The organism is Halomonas alkalisoli, from assembly GCF_021412585.1.
Classification (GTDB): domain Bacteria; phylum Pseudomonadota; class Gammaproteobacteria; order Pseudomonadales; family Halomonadaceae; genus Halomonas; species Halomonas alkalisoli.
Window position 1 is genome coordinate 39,205 of sequence record NZ_JAKCMI010000007.1, and the last position, 15,784, is coordinate 54,988.

At 70.1% G+C, this 15,784-nt stretch carries 11 protein-coding genes; 2 read left to right on the forward strand and 9 right to left on the reverse strand.

Features of this window, described 5'->3' with window-relative positions:
• Positions 1 to 30 precede the first annotated feature (30 nt).
• The 4 genes from LY622_RS00770 to LY622_RS00785 form a co-directional block, all read right to left on the reverse strand.
• Positions 31 to 1,098: a patatin-like phospholipase family protein gene (locus LY622_RS00770; protein WP_234289144.1), complete on the reverse strand. Its 1,068-nt coding sequence runs from the start codon at positions 1,096 to 1,098 to the stop codon at positions 31 to 33.
• A 179-nt stretch (positions 1,099 to 1,277) separates the two neighbouring features.
• The gene (locus LY622_RS00775) at positions 1,278 to 1,829 is read right to left on the reverse strand and encodes a cupin domain-containing protein (RefSeq protein ID WP_234289145.1); all 552 of its coding nucleotides are present in this window, start codon (positions 1,827 to 1,829) and stop codon (positions 1,278 to 1,280) included.
• A gap of 33 nt (positions 1,830 to 1,862) precedes the next feature.
• The gene (locus tag LY622_RS00780; RefSeq protein ID WP_234289146.1) at positions 1,863 to 3,260 is read right to left on the reverse strand and encodes an FAD-binding oxidoreductase; all 1,398 of its coding nucleotides are present in this window, start codon (positions 3,258 to 3,260) and stop codon (positions 1,863 to 1,865) included.
• Positions 3,261 to 3,401: 141 nt separating this feature from the next.
• Positions 3,402 to 4,799, reverse strand: coding sequence for an FAD-binding oxidoreductase (locus tag LY622_RS00785; protein WP_234289147.1), 1,398 nt, complete (start codon positions 4,797 to 4,799; stop codon positions 3,402 to 3,404).
• 149 nt (positions 4,800 to 4,948) lie between these two features.
• Here LY622_RS00785 and LY622_RS00790 point away from each other — a divergent pair, with 149 nt between their 5' ends.
• The gene (locus tag LY622_RS00790; protein ID WP_234289148.1) at positions 4,949 to 5,968 is read left to right on the forward strand and encodes a GlxA family transcriptional regulator; all 1,020 of its coding nucleotides are present in this window, start codon (positions 4,949 to 4,951) and stop codon (positions 5,966 to 5,968) included.
• 102 nt (positions 5,969 to 6,070) lie between these two features.
• Here LY622_RS00790 and LY622_RS22525 read toward each other — a convergent pair whose 3' ends face one another.
• The 5 genes from LY622_RS22525 to LY622_RS00815 form a co-directional block, all read right to left on the reverse strand.
• The gene (locus LY622_RS22525) at positions 6,071 to 9,292 is read right to left on the reverse strand and encodes an ATP-binding protein (RefSeq protein ID WP_305038552.1); all 3,222 of its coding nucleotides are present in this window, start codon (positions 9,290 to 9,292) and stop codon (positions 6,071 to 6,073) included.
• A 53-nt stretch (positions 9,293 to 9,345) separates the two neighbouring features.
• Positions 9,346 to 10,638: an NAD(P)-binding domain-containing protein gene (locus LY622_RS00800; protein ID WP_234289149.1), complete on the reverse strand. Its 1,293-nt coding sequence runs from the start codon at positions 10,636 to 10,638 to the stop codon at positions 9,346 to 9,348.
• A complete protein-coding gene (locus LY622_RS00805; protein WP_234289150.1) occupies positions 10,635 to 11,195 on the reverse strand; it encodes an OsmC family protein in 561 nt (186 codons plus the stop codon). The genes LY622_RS00800 and LY622_RS00805 overlap by 4 nt, the downstream gene beginning before the upstream one ends.
• 106 nt (positions 11,196 to 11,301) lie before the next feature.
• Positions 11,302 to 11,853 carry a DUF4242 domain-containing protein gene (locus LY622_RS00810; protein ID WP_234289151.1) on the reverse strand — a complete coding sequence of 184 codons (552 nt, stop codon included), beginning with the start codon at positions 11,851 to 11,853 and terminating at the stop codon, positions 11,302 to 11,304.
• Positions 11,850 to 14,270 (reverse strand): ATP-binding protein, encoded by a 2,421-nt coding sequence (locus LY622_RS00815; protein ID WP_234289152.1) that lies wholly within the window; start codon positions 14,268 to 14,270, stop codon positions 11,850 to 11,852. Before LY622_RS00815 ends, LY622_RS00810 begins: the two co-directional genes overlap by 4 nt.
• Before the next feature lie 15 nt (positions 14,271 to 14,285).
• Here LY622_RS00815 and cysK point away from each other — a divergent pair, with 15 nt between their 5' ends.
• Positions 14,286 to 15,773 (forward strand): cysteine synthase A, encoded by a 1,488-nt coding sequence (cysK, locus tag LY622_RS00820; RefSeq protein ID WP_234289153.1) that lies wholly within the window; start codon positions 14,286 to 14,288, stop codon positions 15,771 to 15,773.
• Positions 15,774 to 15,784: the final 11 nt, after the last annotated feature.

Consider the following 15,784-nt stretch of genomic DNA (forward strand, 5'->3'; position numbering starts at 1 on the left):
TGGGGCGCCGGAACATCGTGAGGATCAGAATTATCGATCAGGGGCTTCCTCGGGCTTGGCGAACGGACGGAATGAATCCTGGAACACCGCATTCAGGTCGAAGGAGGAGCACTTGCCGATGGAGTCGAAGTGCTGTTCGAGCCAGAGGTCCGCCCAGGCACGGCCCTGGTGGTGGAGCCGGGAAACGAAGTCCCATTCGGCGTTGAGCTTGCTCGAGGCGCTGAGCTTCTCGACTTCCTGCTCGGCATGGATCAGGTGCAGGCGCATGGAGCGGTACCGTTCAAGCTCCACATCCGCCGAGTCGATCAGCTGCTGCAGCAGCTGGATGCTGCGCAGCTCCTTGATCAGGCTGGTGTTGAAGGTGATCTCGTTGATGCGGTTGATGATGTCCCGGGCGCTGTCGGGCAGCTGATGGCGAACCAGCGGGTTGACCTGGACTACCACCAGGTCGCGACAGCCCTGGTCGTCGACCAGCGGAAACAGGGCGGGGTTGCCGCTGTAGCCGCCGTCCCAGTAGGCCTCGCCGTCGATCTCCACGGCGGGAAACATGAAGGGCAGGCAGGCCGAGGCCATGACGGTATCCACGCTCAGATGAGGCTGGCGGAAGACCGTGGCGCGCCCGGTGCGTACATTGGTGGCAGTGACGAACACCTTCGCCTTGCGGCAGGCGTTTACCCGTTCGAAGTCCACCAGTTCGCTGACCAGGTCACGCAGGGGGTTGATGGCCAGGGGGTTGAGCTTCGCGGGCGCGACCAGCTGGGTGAGGCTCTCGAAGAACAGGTAGCTCGGCGAGTTGTCGAGACCATCGTTGCCCATCAGCCGATCCCAGGGGGTGCGCTGAATCGGTGAGAAGCGAGCCGCATCGCTGACCCCCTTCCAGAAGGTATAGAGCGCTTTCCGCGCTCCCTCGCGCCCACCCTTGTGCAGTCCATCGGCCAGCACCACCGCATTCATGGCACCGGCACTGGTGCCGCTGACCCCGTCGATCTCCAGCCGATCCTCTTCCAGCAGGCGGTCGAGCACGCCCCAGGTCAAGGCGCCGTGGGAGCCGCCGCCCTGCAGTGCCAGATCGATGCGCTTCTTGTCGTCCTTCGCCATGCTGTCTCCTTGAGCCCTGAATCCAGAAGCCTGAATGCTGCGTTGCAGTCTAGGCTTCCTGATCGCCGCTGTCTGCCCCTGGGGACAGGGTCATCGATGCTCTAACGGGGCATGGACCAGTGAGGACGAAAGCGTGGCGGGAGCAGAGTCTTTGCTCCGCTCCCGCCTGAAGCCGGCCATTAGTGTCCGGCGCCGATGGGCAGGTCGGGACAGCTCTGCTCGGGCTCGCGGGGCAGCGTCAGCCCCTGGCCGTTCTCGCCTTCGGGGGCGTTGAGGAAGGTGGCTACCACCACGGCGACCTCGTCCTCGCTGGGGTTGAAGGAGCTGTGGATGTTGTCGAAGCCGGGGTCGATGAACAGCTCGCCGGCCCGGTAGGGGCGCTCGACGCAGTCGTCGGCATAGACGTAGACCAGCTCGCCCTGGCGAATGGTGGCGATCACGGGGCCGGGATGGCTGTGCCAGGGGAAGGCGGCCCCCGGCTGGACGGTGATCTCGGCCATGGCCACCCGTCCGGGTTCGGGTACCTCCAGGACCTGGCGGTCGCGGCCCTCGGTGGCGAGGGTGATCTGGATACTCACCTCGTCGATGATCGCGCTGCGCTGGGTCAGCTCCTGCACGGCGATGGGCGGCGGGTCGTCGCCGGCGGCCAGCGGCGGGACGGCCAGTGCCAGGGCGCCGACGGTCAGCGCGGCGAGGGGCAGGGTCAGGGGAGGGAGGGCGTGGCGTTTCATGGCGGTTCTCCTTCGTCTCGTCGGACGTGGCGATCACGCCGGATCGGCCGGCGGGATGTTGTGGTTGTGGCGGAACAGGTTGTGGGGGTCGTACCGCGCCTTGATGCGGGCCAGGCGGGAGTAGTTCTCGCCATAGGTGGCACGGACCCGGTCGTGGCCCTCGTCCATCATGAAGTTCACGTAGGCGCCGCCGGCCGAGCTCGGGTGCAGTGCCTCCCAGTAGCGCACCGCCCAGTCGCGGATGCGGTCGGCATTGGCCGGGTCGGGATCGACGCCCACCATCACCGCGTTCCAGGTGGCGTTCCGGAAGCGGAAGGCGGTCTCGTCGCTACCCACCCGGTGCGCGGCCCCGTCGATGGGGTAGAGGTGCATGGTGGAGAGCGGAGTGGGCACCTCGGCGAAGCGCTCATGGACGGCGATCGCCTCGTCGGTGATCTCGGTGAAGAAGTCGCCTCGCCAGTAGGAGTGCAGCCCCGGCGGATAGAGCGGATCGAAGACCGACTGCAGGGCCGGGAAGGGCACCTCGTGGATGCCGTCCAGCAGTGGCTTGCCGAAGGCCCGTACCGGGGCCAGGGTGCCCTCGGCCGCCTCGGGGTCGCCGCCGTAGACCCAGACGATGCCGCAGATGTGTCGGCCGTGCAGGCCCTCCGGGAAGGGCGGCGCCGGCGGGACGGTACCGACCATGAAGAAGCCGTTGAGCGTCTCCGGTGCCGCGGGCATGAACTCCCGGAACCAGCGCAGCACCTCGCCGGTGTCGGCCAGGTCGTAGAGGACCGGGCCCGCCATGACGTTGCGCACCGGATGGCAGCGAAAACGGAAGGCGGTGACCACCCCGAAGTTGCCGCCGCCGCCGCGCAGGGCCCAGTAGAGGTCCGGGTGCGACTCGGCGCTGGCGGTGACGAAGCTGCCGTCGGCCAACACCACGTCCGCGGCCAGCAGGTTGTCGATGGTCAGGCCGTACTGGCGGGTGAGGTATCCGCTGCCGCCACCCAGGCTGAGGCCGCCGACGCCGCTGGTGGAGATGATGCCGAAGGGGGTGGCGAGCCCGAAGGGGTGGGTCGCGTGATCGACGTCGCCCAGGGTGCAGCCGCCCTCCACCAGGACGCTGCCCTCGGTGGGCTCGACCCGCACGCCGCGCATGGCCGAGAGATCGATCACCAGGCCGCCGTCGCAGATGGCCTGGCCGCTGGCGCTGTGGCCGCCGCCGCGCACGGCGAGCGGCAGGCCGTGCTCGCTCGCCGTGCGCACCGCCGCCATCACGTCGGCGACGTCGACACAGCGGGCGATGGCGCCGGGCTGGCGGTCGATCATGCCGTTCCACACGGCGCGTGCCGCGTCGTAGCCCTCCTGCCCGGGGCGCAGCAGCCTGCCGCGCATCGCGCCCTGCAGGGCCTCGAGGGCGGCCTGGGGCGGTTCAAGGTGGTTGTCCATGGGAGTGCCTCCTGATCTCGGTGTGTGACACCCCGAGCATGGACCGCCCGGCGTTTGCCAGGCGTTCGGCAAGCGTTCGCGAAGGAGAGACGCCAGCGGCGGCGGGCGCCGGGCGGTGCCCGGGAGCCCCGCCGGACGCCCTCATGCTGGTGTGATGTTCGAGTTGAAGCGAAACAGGTTCTGCGGATCGCAGGATGCTTTTAGTGCCTGCAACCTTGCGTACTTCTGTCCGAAGGTGGCCCTGGTCTCCTCATCCTGGTTCTCGAGGAAGCCCGGGTAGTTGAGGTAGAGGCCGTCGCCGTACCCGAAACGTGCGAAGTCGTCCACCGCGTTGCGGGACCAGGCAATGTTGCTTTCGTCATCGGCCCGATCGCTCCAGATCGACTCGGCCGCGAGCATGTACTCGGCGCCACGGCCGCCGTAGGCCGTGGCGTTCTCGTCGACCCGTCGAATCGCGCCGCCCAGATGCCAGATCACCAGCGCCGTCAGCGGTGAGGGGCGACGCTCGGCGTAGTCGACGAGCATGTCGATGCCGGCGTCGCCGAGTGCGGCCGCTGTCAGCGGGCGGCCCTTCCAGTAGTAAAGCCCGCCGGCCGGGAAGTTCGCATCCAGCAGCGATTGAATGTCCACCCAGCGCATCGTGCCGCTCAGGTCGAAAAGCGGCGCCGCAACCTGGCGGAGGGGGGCCATCGCTGCCTCGCCTGCCTCGGGGGCTCCAAGGGACACCCCGAGGAAGGCGATGGCGGGCTTGCCGCGGGCGTCGGGGACGGGGAAGGCCGGGTCGTCCGGCACCGTGATCGAGGTGACGAGCGTAGAGACCTCATCGGGGGCGTGCTGCGTGAAGTCGCGGTACGCCTCGTAACACTTCCGGCGGTCGTCGGCCGGATAGCCCACGAAGGTGAAGGCGACCTCGGGACCCACCGGATGGAGCCTGAACTCGAAGGTGGTCACCACGCCGAAGTTGCCGCCACCGCCGCGCAAGCCCCAGAGCAGCTCCGGATTATGGGTCTCGCTGGTGTAGACCACCTCGCCGTTGCCGGTGACGACCTCGGCACCGATCAGGTTGTCGCAGGTGAGGCCGTGCTTGCGTCGCAGCCAGCCGAGCCCGCCGCTGAGGCAGAGCCCCGCGATACCGGTCTTCGATACCAGGCCGGTCGGGGTGGCCAGTCCATGGACCTGGGTCTCCCGATCGACATCCTGCAGCAGGGCCCCGCCCTGGACGCGGGCAACGCGCGCGTTCGCGTCCACGATGACCGTGCGCATGAGCGACAGGTCGATCATCAGGCTATTGTCCCCGACCGCCGTGCCAGCGACGTTGTGGCCGCCACCGCGGACCGAGATCGGCAGGTCCTGCTTGCGGGCGAAGGCCACCGCCGCGACCACGTCCGCCGTTCCGCGACAGCGCGCGATAAGCGCCGGCCGGCGATCGATCATGCCGTTCCAGACCTGGCGTACCTCATCGAAGGCCGGGTCATCGGGACCCAGGAGGTTGCCTCCAAGGGTCATTTTCAGGGCTTCGGTGCTTGCATCAGTGATCATCGTTCTCTCCCCCATGATGTCGCAATCCGTCTTTCTCGTGTCGATCGGTCGAATCCGACAGACTGCTGGCAGTTTGCTCGCGAGCGGGCTTGCGGCGCAGAGCGGGGGGCGCCAAATTTAGGTTAGATTCCCGTCAAGCAGGGGGAGCCATGCATGATGTGACGGTCGTTCTGGTCGAGGGGGGAATGCCGTCCACGGCGGTCGCGCCATTGGAGATCTTCGGGACGGCGGGCGTGCTGTGGAATTTCATGTGCGAGCGGCGCGCCGAGCCGCGGTTTCGGGTGCGCACGGTGTCCAAGGATGGCCGGCCCGTGCGTACGGGCGTCTCCCTGCTCCTGCAGCCGGATTGCGGAATCGAGGCGATCGAGTCCACGGATCTGATCCTGGTCGCTGCGGTGGGTGCCGACCTGGAGGCGGCTTTTCCCCTTCATGCCGCCCTCTATCCATGGCTGCGGGAGTGGCATGAGCGCGGTGCCACCATCGCCGGTGTCTGTGCCGGCGTGGCGTTGCTGGCGGAGGCCGGGATACTCGATGACCGGCCGGCCACCACCCACTGGGCGGTCGTCGATGCCTGTCGCCGGCGCTATCCCCGTGTCCACTGGCAGCCCGAGCGCGTCATCACCGAGTCCGGCAATGTACTCTGCAGCGGCGGCGTCTACGCGGCGGTGGACCTGAGTCTGTACCTGATCGAGAAGCTCTGCGGTCACAAGCTGGCCATGGAGACGGCACGGGCGCTGGTGCTGGAGACTCCGCGTACCTGGCAGATCGGCTACGGGGCCGAGCCACCGGAGTATGCCCACGAGGACCAGCGCATCCAGAAAGCGCAGGAGTGGCTGTTCCGTCATTTCACCGATATCGCCTCGATGGAGCAGTTGGCCCGGAATGTCGGCATGAGCGAGCGTACCTTCGAGAGGCGATTCAAGCGCGCGACCGGCGAGACCCCCAGGCATTATCTGCACCGGGTGCGCGTCAATGCGGCGCGGCACCTGCTGGAGAATGAGCAGCAATCGGTACAGGAGGTGAGCAGTGCGGTGGGATATGACGACGTGAGTCACTTCCGTCGCCTGTTCAAGCGTCACACGGGCATGACCCCGCAGGCATATCGGGAGAACTTCGGCGCCTTCGTCTCCGGCAACGTCGCCCGGGTCGGGCGTACGCCGCATCACTAGCGAGGACCCCGGGGCGTTGCAGGTGTAGGCGACGCCCTGGGCCACCAGGGGCGTGGCGCCCTCGGCCAGGGCGTCTGGATCGGCCATGATCCGGCGGAGGGCTCAGCCGGGGAGCCGGCCGAGCAGGGCGTCGGCGGCGGCCAGCTCCTGGGGGTTGCAGCCGCCGGCCTGGGCCCGCAGGGCGGCGAGCCGGTCGAGGGGAGCGCCGGGGTGTCCGTCGGCGGGGTGGCGACGTGCCAGGTCGAGGGCGGCACGCAGCTGCAGGGCCAGGGCGCCCTGCTCGGCGGCCGTGGCCAGGGCCCGTTCGAGGCAGGCGTCGGCCGCCTCTTCCGGGCCGAGGGCCGCCGCCAGCCGCCACAGCTCCGGCAGCCACCAGCGGTCGCCCTGGTCCTCGGCCCAGGTCCGTGCCTCGGCCAGGACCCGGCGGGCCTCTTCGAGGCGCCCGGTCTCGGCGAGCACCTCGGCCAGCAGGGCCAGCCAGAACGGCATGCGTGCGCCGGCATGCTGCTGGCGCAGCCGCTCGATGCCCTGGCGAATGAGGGCCTCGCCCGCCGCTCCGCCGGTCAGGCGACCGGCCAGGATCCGGCCCCACTCGCCATAGTAGGCGAAGCCGTAGCCCGAACTCAGGCGCCGCACTCTGGCGGCGTGTTCGTCGGTGCCCTCGGGGTCACCCAGCAGGTGGTGGGTGATCGCTGCATAGCCGTGGGCGATGGTCACCTCGAAGGGATGGCCGGAGGCCTCGGCCAGGTCCAGGGCGGCGGCGGCACTCGCCGCCGAGGGCTCGGCCTGGCCCAGCAACCACTGGACATGGGCCCGGGCACCGCGCAGCAGCACGCCGGCGCGAAAGCCGAACAGGGAGCGATCCTCCGCCTCCTGCCCGAGGCGGTCGAGACAGGCCAGCGCTTCGCGGTGCCGACCGAGGGCGAACAGCGGCAGCGACAGGGCCTGGGCATGCCAGCCGGGCTGGGTCTGGAGCAATACCCGTTGCTGTGCCAGGGCGACGGCATCCTGCATGCGCCCCCGGACGAAGCGGTGCCAGCCCAGGGCGGCCTGGCCACGCGCGGCCTCCGCCGTCTCGCCGAGCCGCTCGCAGAGCGCCACGCTGCGCTCGATCGCCACGCCGACCCGTGGTGCCGCATAGCCGTGCAGGGCGGCCAGCGACGGTACCTGGGCCTCGCACAGCGCCAGCTCCCACCGATCGCGGGTCAGGTCCGCCGGTTGGCTGGCCAGCAGCTGTAGCGCCCGGTCGTAGTGGCCGATGGCGTCGTCCAGGGCGAACACCGCCGTGGCGGCCTCGGCGGCCCGGGCGTGGTAGTGGATCGCCCGATCGGGCAGGCCCCCGGCCTCGAACTGCTCGGCGATCAGCGCCGCCACGGCGGGCCGCTTATCGGTCTGGCCGCACTCCAGGGCGAGGGCCAGGCGGCGGTGAAGCAGGCGGCGGTGCGGCGGGGTGAGCCGGCGATAGGCGGCATCGCGGAGCAGGTCGTGGGCGATGTCGTAGGTGGAGGGCGAGTGCTCGCGCAGCAGCCGCCGCTGCCAGAGCTCGTCCAGGGCGCCCTGCAGGCTGGCCTCGTCCAGCTCGCTGGCGGCGGCCAGCAGCTCCAGGGAGAGATCCCGTCCCAGGGCGGCGGCCAACCCGAGCAGTTCCTCCGCCGCGGGCCCCAGCCGGGCGAGCCGCTGGTCGAGGATCGCCTCGATCCGCGACGGGTAGGTTTCCCCTTCCCGCAGCGATTCGACGACGAACAGCGGGAAGCCGCCGGTCCGGGCGTGCAGCCGGTGGGCGGCCGCGGCGTCGAGCGGGGTCTCGTGCAGGGCGGCGGCGAGATCGCTGGTCTGGGCGGCCGTCAGGGGCGCAAGCTCGAGCCGCTGTAGCACGCCCTGGGCCTGCAGCCGTCGACAGCAGGCGACCAGCTCGTGGTTGTCGTCAAGCTCCTCGCTGCGCAGGGTGGCGACCAGCAGCAGGGGAGCGGTGGGCTCAAGCTGCAGCAGGACCTCGAGCCAGGCCAGGGTTTCCCGGTCGCACCACTGCAGGTCGTCGAGCACCAGCAGGCCGGGGCGCCCGAGGGCCAGGATGGCCCGCGCCAGGCCCTCGAAGAACTGGCGGCGCTGCCAGGCATCGGCCATGGGTGCCGGTGGGGCGGTCGGGGCGCTGGCCAGTTCGGGGACCAGCCGGCCAACCTCGCGGCGCCAGGTCGTCATCAGCCGCTCGAGGCTGGGTCGCAGCGCCGCGCTGCGCAGCCATTCGGCCACCGGCGCCAGCGCCAGGCGGACCTGGGAGGGAAAGCAGCGCGCCAGGAGCACCGGGTCTCCCTGCCGTCTCAGGGTCTGGGTGAGTTCCGCCGCCAGCCGCGACTTGCCGACCCCGGCCTCCCCGGCGATGACGATCAGCCGCGGCCCCTGGGCGACCCTGGCCCAGGCGGCTTCGAGGGCGGCCAGCTCGGCGTCGCGACCGATGAGCGGGGGCGCCAGAGCCGTTGCGTCGACCGAGGGGGCTGCGTCGGGGGTGGTGTCGGGGGTGGACAGTTCGGCACAGAGGGCCCGAGTGGCGGCGGAGGGCTCGACCCCCAGGGTGCGCGCCAGGACCTCGGCACAGCGCTGGCCGCTGCGCAGCGCCATGGCCCGGTCGCCGGCACGGGCCTGTAGCCGCATCAGGGTCCGATAGCCGGACTCCTCCAGGGGTTCGAGCTCCACTCGTCGGCGGGCGTGCTCGATCGCCGCCGGCAGTCGATCTTGTTCGGCCAGGGTGGTGGCGAGGCGGTCGAGCAGGGCGACGCAGCGGTGGTGCAGCCGCTCCCGCGCCTCGAGGACCCAGTCGTCGTAGTGATCCGGGAGCAGGTCGCCACCATAGGCGCCCAGCGCCCGCTGGGCGGCGGCCAGGAAGGTGTCGGCGTCCTCGGTGGCCTCGGCCTCATCCGCGGCTCGCCGGAAGGCGAGCAGGTCGAGATGGCAGGGCGCCGCCTCGGACCAGCACAGGCTGTTGGCATCCGTGGTGAGGCAGAGGTCTGCATCGGGCAGGGCGCTACGCAGCTGATGCAGTTCGCGGCGCAGGTTGGTCCGGGCCTGGGCTTCGGTGGAGTCGGGCCAGAATAGCGCCGCCAGGTGCTGGCGGCGTTGCGGCGTGCCGGCATGCAGCGCCAGATAGGCCAGCAGGCCCAGGGCCTTCGACGAGTGCAGGGCCTCGACCGGCGCCCCTGCGGCCAGGACCCGCTGCTCGCCCAGCAAGCGGATTTCCAGCATGACGCGCCCCCGTCGCCGATGTACCGGTCCCGGCGGGCTCGCCGGGCCGGATGAGGTGCCCTCGACCAGCAGTATAGTGGCCAGCAAATCTCTCGCGACGATCGGTCAACTCCGACAGGCTCCTGGGCAGATACCAGCACTCAGCTCGGCAGGGTAACTCTTCTGGTGCTTCTAGCCAGCCAGCCTGCCATGTGGTGGCTGAGTTCGCGGGCATCGTCGTCGGCGCCGTGGATGGCGCCCGACTTGCGTCGACGCATGAAGGGCAGGCCCATGGCGTAGAGGCCTGGCGCCACCACGCCACCGTCGTGCCGCAGGCGCCCGCGGGCGTCGAATACCGGCATGTCGAGCCAGCTGAAGTCGGGTCGAAACCCGGTGGCCCACAGCACCGTGCGGATCTCGCCGCCGGCCAGGTCGAGCCCGAGGCAGGGCCGCTGCGGTACCCGCGTGGAAGGCAGGTGCTCCGGGGCGGGCAGGGCATCGTGCCAGCCGTGGGCAAGGGCCCAGGCATTCAGGTTGTCCAGCAGCCGGGCGAGCTTGAGGTCTGCCGCCGCGGCGTGCATGGCAAGCGAACCCGAGAACTGCAGCCGGGTGCCGGCGATGCCTGCCAGGCGCCCCACCAGGCGTACGCCGCGCTGGCTCAGGGCGTTGAGGTCCAGGTCGCGGGGTTCGGCGCTGCCCAGCAGTTGCGGAGAGGGCTGGCGTCGGGCGCGGGCCAGGTCCTCCACTTCGTCGAAGCGCTGGTCGAGCATCCCGGCGTGCTCCAGCCACCACTGGATGTCGCGGCCACGGTAGCGCCGGGGCAGGCGCAGGTGCTGCCCCACGGCAAGCGTCACGGCACGGCCGCTGCGCTGGAGCTCGTCGGCCAGCTGCACGCCGGTGGCCGAGGCGCCCACCACCAGCACGCCGCCCGGCGGCAACTGCTCCGGGCGACGATACCCATGGGGCGTCAGGCTTTCCACCCAGGGTGGCAGCGCCGCGGCCATGGCGGGCACGACGGGAAGCTGGCAGGCGCCGGTGGCGATCACCACCGTCCGGCAGCGCCAGTCGCCCCGGTTCGTCACCACCCGGTAGCCGCCCTCCGCCGGCCGTACGCAGATCACCTCGTTGCCGGTATGCACCGGGGCCGCAAGGCCCCGGGCATAGCCATCGAGCAAGGCGATCAGCTCCGTCATGCTCATGAAGCCTTCCGGCTCCGGTCCGCCGTAGGCCTGCCCGGGCAGCCGACACTGCCAGTTGGGGGTGAGCAGGCGAAGCGAGTCCCAGCGTTCGCTGCGCCAGGCGTTGGCCACCTCGCCGCGCTCCAGGATCACGTGGTCGATGCCGCGCCGCGCCAGGTGGTGGCTCATGGCGAGCCCGGCGTGTCCCGCGCCGATGACCACGGTGGTCACGGCGCGGGCCTGGCGGTGCAGCGGGCGTGAGTGCCCCGCGGTCATTTCACCTTGACCTGCACGTGAGTGGGGTTGGTGAGCAGGTCGTAGACCGCCGAGCGCTTCTGGGACTGGGCCACCAGCGCCTCGATGTCGGCGCGGCTGGCGTCGGCATCGATCTCGAAGGCCACCCGGATGTCGTCGAAGCCGTTGCGGACTTCGGGGTCCATGCCGAGGATGCCCTGGATATCCATGTCGCCTTCCACCGTGGCCTTGACCGAACGCAGCTGGATGCCGCGATGCTGGGCCACGGCGGCGACACCGGCGGTGAGACAGGCGGCCAGTCCCACCAGCACGTATTCCACCGGGGTGGGACCATGGTCCTCGGCGGCGAACACCTCGGGGTGGTCCGCATTGTAGGTGAAGCGGGAGCGGTGCCGCTGTGCTTCGCCGAGGCCATGGAAATCCTCGACGGCAATACGGGTATGGGTGCCGCGGACCCACTCGCTGTGGGCACGCCAGGTAAAGCGGGCGGCCTGGGGGGCCTGGGACAGCGCTTCGCGGGCGCCCAGCAGGGCTGCGACGTTGACGCCATTGTCGATCTGTTGGGTGGCGGTGTGCATGTGACTCTCCTCGTGTTGTTGTGTCTCGTCATGGGTTGACCACCAGCGGTCAACTGCGAGATTGGGTGGGCGCTGTGTGAGCCAGCGTGGGAGAGGGCGTGGTTTTTCAGGGTTGCGGCGTGGAATCCGCCGCTGGTGTGACGCGCTGGAAGGCCCAGGTGCGCGTCACCGGCATGCCGGCCTGACGCTGGGCCAGGCGTACCGATTCGGCATCCGGGGCGTGGTAGAGGCAGCACATGCGCTGCCGGTCGAGGGAGAAGAAAGTGCGCAGGAAGCGCACCTGATGATTGTGCAGGCACGCTGCCCCGGCATCTTCCAGGGCCTGGATCGCCTCGAGGGTCACCGGGGCGGCGAAGTGGCGCTCCACCATGACGCTGGCGTTGGCCAGGTCCGCGGCTTTCAGGCCGGGGGCATCGTATACCCGGCCGCCCCACAGCGAGCTGTCGTCGGCCCCGGCCTGGCGCAGGCCGATGCGTGCCGATTCCGTGTCGGGCGCCACGAAATGGCAGACCAGACGGCGTCCGTCCCGTGCCAGGAGGCTCTCCTGCCAGTGGATTCGATGCAGGTCGAAACAGGGCTGGGCGGCAAGTGTCAGTGAACGCACCAGCTGCGACCCAAGCGGTCGATCGAAGTCGCGCTCCAGGAAGACGTCGATCATGCCTCGTCCTCTGCTTCGGGCTGGGCCAGCAGCGCCTGCCAGCGCCGCCGGGCCCAACCGGCGACAGGTTCCTGCGCCAGGGCTTCGGCGGCCTGGGCATGGTGGCGCCAGCCAGTCTCGTCAGCGAGGCGCCGGCCGCATTCGGCCAGCAGGGCGTGGGCCAGCAGCTGTTCGCTGCGACGCTCCAGCACCCGTGCATGCTCCAGGGCTTCGCTGGCGCGTTGCCTGGCGCATTCGGCCCGCGTTCGAGCGAGGTCGAGCCGTGCCGCCTGCAGCAGCAGTACGGACAGGCGGTGGCGGGCATCGGCGTGGCGCAGGGTGACGAGCGCCACGCCGAAGGGATCGGGGTCGTCCTCCAGGGCATAGTGGCACAGGGCCTCGGCGGCGGCGGCATAGGGCGCCTCGCTGCCGTCGCGCAGGCGCTTGCCGAGTTCCCGCAGTTGGGCACAGCGCTCCCGGGCCTGGGCGTAGTCGTCCCGCTCGAAGTCCATCAGCAGCAGTGTCTCCAGGGCCTGGAACTCGCCCAGCTTGTCGCCCATGGCCTTGCACAGGGTGCGGGCCTCCTTGAAGTGGCTCTCAGCTCTGTCGAAGCGATCCTCGTGGAGGCTGAGCAGGCCCTGGGCCAGGGGAATGGCGGGGTGCCCGATGCGCTGCTGGATGGCCAGTTCGCGTGCCTCGGCGAGCAGTTCGGCCGCCTGGTGCAGGTCGCGTTCCAGCATCGCCAGGCAGCGGGCGGTTTCGGCCATGGCGATGATCTGCTCGCGGCCTCCGGCGCAGCGGGTCGCGCGTTCCGCCTGCAGTGCCTGCTCATGGGCATCGCTCCACTGGCCGTGGGCCCAGCGGATATGGCTGGCCAGCTGATAGCCGAGCCGGGCGTGGGCGAGGGCGCCGTGCTCCAGGGCCTGCTCGGCAAGTGCCACCACGTCGCCGGCGCCGGCCTCCCAATCCGCCAGGGGGGCGGCGCTATAGAGGATGTCGTGAAGCTCCAGGGCCAGGCAGATGCGCCGAGTCCCGGTCATGTCCTCGGTCAGCGCCAGGCCTTGCTGGGCGAAGCGCTGGGCTTCCTGGTTGGCGAAGATGCGCAGGCAGAAGCGCCCGGCTTCGACCATTGCCCGGGCGGCCAGCTCCAGGTCGCCGCTGGCATGGGCGTGGTGTGCCAGGCTGGTGGCCTGGGGCATGTCGCTGAGCGGCCTTTCGGCCAACCATTCGGCGATGCGCCGATGCATGGCCTGGCGCCGCGCCGGGGTAATCGCATGGTAGAGCTCGGTGGCCAGTTCACCCTGCGTGAAGCGCAGCCCTTCGGCGCTGATGGAGAGCCACTGGTGCCGTTCGGCCACCTCCAGCGCCATGCCGATACGGTTGGTGTCGAGCCCCGAGACCTGGCCCAAGGTGGCGGGGTCGGGATCGGGGGCCAGCAGCGCCGCCCAGCGCATCACCTCCAGGGTATCGCCTTCCAGGGCATCGCTTTTCAGGGCATCGCTTGTCAGGGCGGAGGGGCTGTCAACGGCAGGGGGGTGAGGCGGTATCGCCGTGCCGGCATTCGCTGCCAGTGGGCCTGGCGCAAGCCTGGGCTCCCGCCAGGCGCGCAGCAGCTGGCCGTTGAGCGGCAGGCCCGCCTCGCGGATCAATCGCACACCCAACTGCAGCTGCTGTTCGGCTTCCCGCGGCCGGTGCAGGGCCAGCAACAGGCGCACCAGCTGTGCCCGTGCCGCTTCACTGAAGGGGGCGAGACGCACCCAGGCGTGAGCGTGGGGCAGTGCGCGCTCGGGGTTGTTGGAGAGACGCTCGACCAGGGCCGTCAGGAGGGCCGTCTGGGCGCGTATGGCGGCTTCCCGCTCGGCCAGGCACCAGCCATGGAAGTCGGGAAAGCGGTCCAGCTCCAGGCCTTCCAGGAAGGGGCCGCGGTAGCGGCAGGCGGCGTGCTCGAGCGCTTCGATGTCGTCCGTTGCCAAGCGAGCGGCATGCAGGCCAGCCACATCGATGTCGATGTCCGTAGTATCCAGGCTCACGCCGAGCCGGTCGGCCCTGAGTCGAGGCCGGCCTGGGGTATCCACCAGGCGGCGGAGCTTCGACAGGCTCCAGCGCAGCGAGCCCCGCGGGTCGTCGGGCAGCTCCCACAGCAGGTCGCAGAGGTGTTCACGGCTCAAGGGGCGGGAGTGTCGGGCCAGGTAGGCGAGCAGGGCACGGGTTTTCCGGGAGGGAGGCAGCGCCAATACCTGCCCCTCCCGAATCACTTCGAGATCGCCGAGCAGGTTGAGGGTCAGCGCGTTCATGTCAGGACCCGATGGGGTAACGATAGCAGTATAGTCCGCGTTCTCGACGGGCTGGCTGCCCTTTTTCACACCCTTGGCAGGAAAAACCACGCTGGCTACCACGCCGGCTTCCTCGGCACGGGTCAACCCTGTGGGCATAGCCAACCGAGGAGACTCACCATGCCCCGCTACGCCAGCATACTGGAAACCATAGGACGCACCCCGCTTGTGCGATTGGCCCGTCTCGCGCCGCCGGACGTCAACGTGCATGTGAAGGTGGAGGCCTTCAACCCCATGGGGTCGGTCAAGGACCGCATGGCCTTGGCGGTGATCGAGGCCGCCGAGCGCAGCGGCGCCTTGCGCCCGGGCCAGACGGTGATCGAGGCCACCAGCGGCAATACCGGCATCGGCCTGGCCATGGTGTGCGCACGCAAGGGCTACCCGCTGGTGGTGACCATGGCCGAGAGCTTCAGCCTCGAGCGCCGACGCTTGCTGCGCTTCCTGGGCGCGCGGGTGGTGCTGACGCCGGCCTCCGAGAAGGGCAGCGGCATGCTGGCCAAGGCGATCGAACTGGCCGAGACCCACGGCTACTTCCTGTGCCGCCAGTTCGAGAACGAGGCCAATGCCGAGGTGCACAGCCGCACCACGGCGCGGGAGATTCTCGACGACATGCAGGGTGAGCCGATCCATGCCTGGGTGACCGGCTTCGGCACCGGCGGCACCCTCAAGGGCGTCTCCCGGGTACTCAAGGCAGCCGATCCGAGGACCCGCGTGGTGGTCGCCGAGCCGGACAACGCCCCGCTGCTGGGCAGCGGCGAGGCGCAGCCACAAGGCAAGAGCCACCCGCGTTTTCGCCCGCACCTGATGCAGGGCTGGAGCCCCGATTTCATCTCGGCGCTGACCCGGCAGGCGGTGGCCGCCGGCATGGTCGACGAGGTGATGCCGGTGGCGGGGGAGGACGCGCTGCGCCTGGCCCGCGAGCTGGCCCGCAAGGAGGGCATCTTTGTCGGCATTTCCGCCGGTGCGACCCTGGCCGCAGCCTTGCAGGTGGCCCGGCGGGCGCCGGCCGGCAGCCATGTGGTCTGCATGCTGCCCGACACCGGCGAACGCTACCAGTCCACGCCCCTGTTCGAGGGCATCGAGGACGAGATGAACGAGGAGGAGCTGGCGCTGTCGCGCTCCACGCCCGGTTGTCGCTTCGATACGCCTGCGGCTGCGCCGGCTCCCCGGCCGGCCGCCACGCCCGTGGCACAAGATGCCACAAGCGATGTTGAGGCCGAGCGTCGGCTCGACGACTACCTGGCCCAGGCGCCGGTGGTCATGTTCGCCCTGGCCTGGTGCGAGTTCTGCTGGGCCGCGCGCAAGCTGTTCGACCACCTGGGCGTGGAGTTCTTGAGCGTGGAGCTGGATGCCCCGGCCTGCCAGGCCGATGACATGGGCGTGCGCCTGCGTCCGGTGCTGGCACGGCGCACCGGGGCGCCCACCATTCCGCAGATCTTCATCGGCGGCGAGCCGCTAGGCGGCTGCGGCGAGTTGTTCGAGGCCTGGCGCGACGGCAGCCTGGGCGAGCGGCTCAACGCCTGCGGTATCGCCTACGATGCCGAGGCCGAGATCGACCCCGAGCGCCTGCTGCCGGCCTGGCTGCATCCACGCTCCGCTACGGCCTGACACAGGAGAAA

Coding starts and splice junctions, on each gene's coding strand:
- LY622_RS00790 (WP_234289148.1), top strand. CDS start 4,949: ATGCATGATGTGACGGTCGTTCTGGTCGAGGGGGGAATGCCGTCCACG.
- LY622_RS00770 (WP_234289144.1), bottom strand. CDS start 1,098: ATGGCGAAGGACGACAAGAAGCGCATCGATCTGGCACTGCAGGGCGGC.
- LY622_RS00810 (WP_234289151.1), bottom strand. CDS start 11,853: ATGATCGACGTCTTCCTGGAGCGCGACTTCGATCGACCGCTTGGGTCG.
- LY622_RS00805 (WP_234289150.1), bottom strand. CDS start 11,195: ATGCACACCGCCACCCAACAGATCGACAATGGCGTCAACGTCGCAGCC.
- cysK (WP_234289153.1), top strand. CDS start 14,286: ATGCCCCGCTACGCCAGCATACTGGAAACCATAGGACGCACCCCGCTT.
- LY622_RS00800 (WP_234289149.1), bottom strand. CDS start 10,638: ATGACCGCGGGGCACTCACGCCCGCTGCACCGCCAGGCCCGCGCCGTG.
- LY622_RS00780 (WP_234289146.1), bottom strand. CDS start 3,260: ATGGACAACCACCTTGAACCGCCCCAGGCCGCCCTCGAGGCCCTGCAG.
- LY622_RS00785 (WP_234289147.1), bottom strand. CDS start 4,799: ATGATCACTGATGCAAGCACCGAAGCCCTGAAAATGACCCTTGGAGGC.
- LY622_RS00775 (WP_234289145.1), bottom strand. CDS start 1,829: ATGAAACGCCACGCCCTCCCTCCCCTGACCCTGCCCCTCGCCGCGCTG.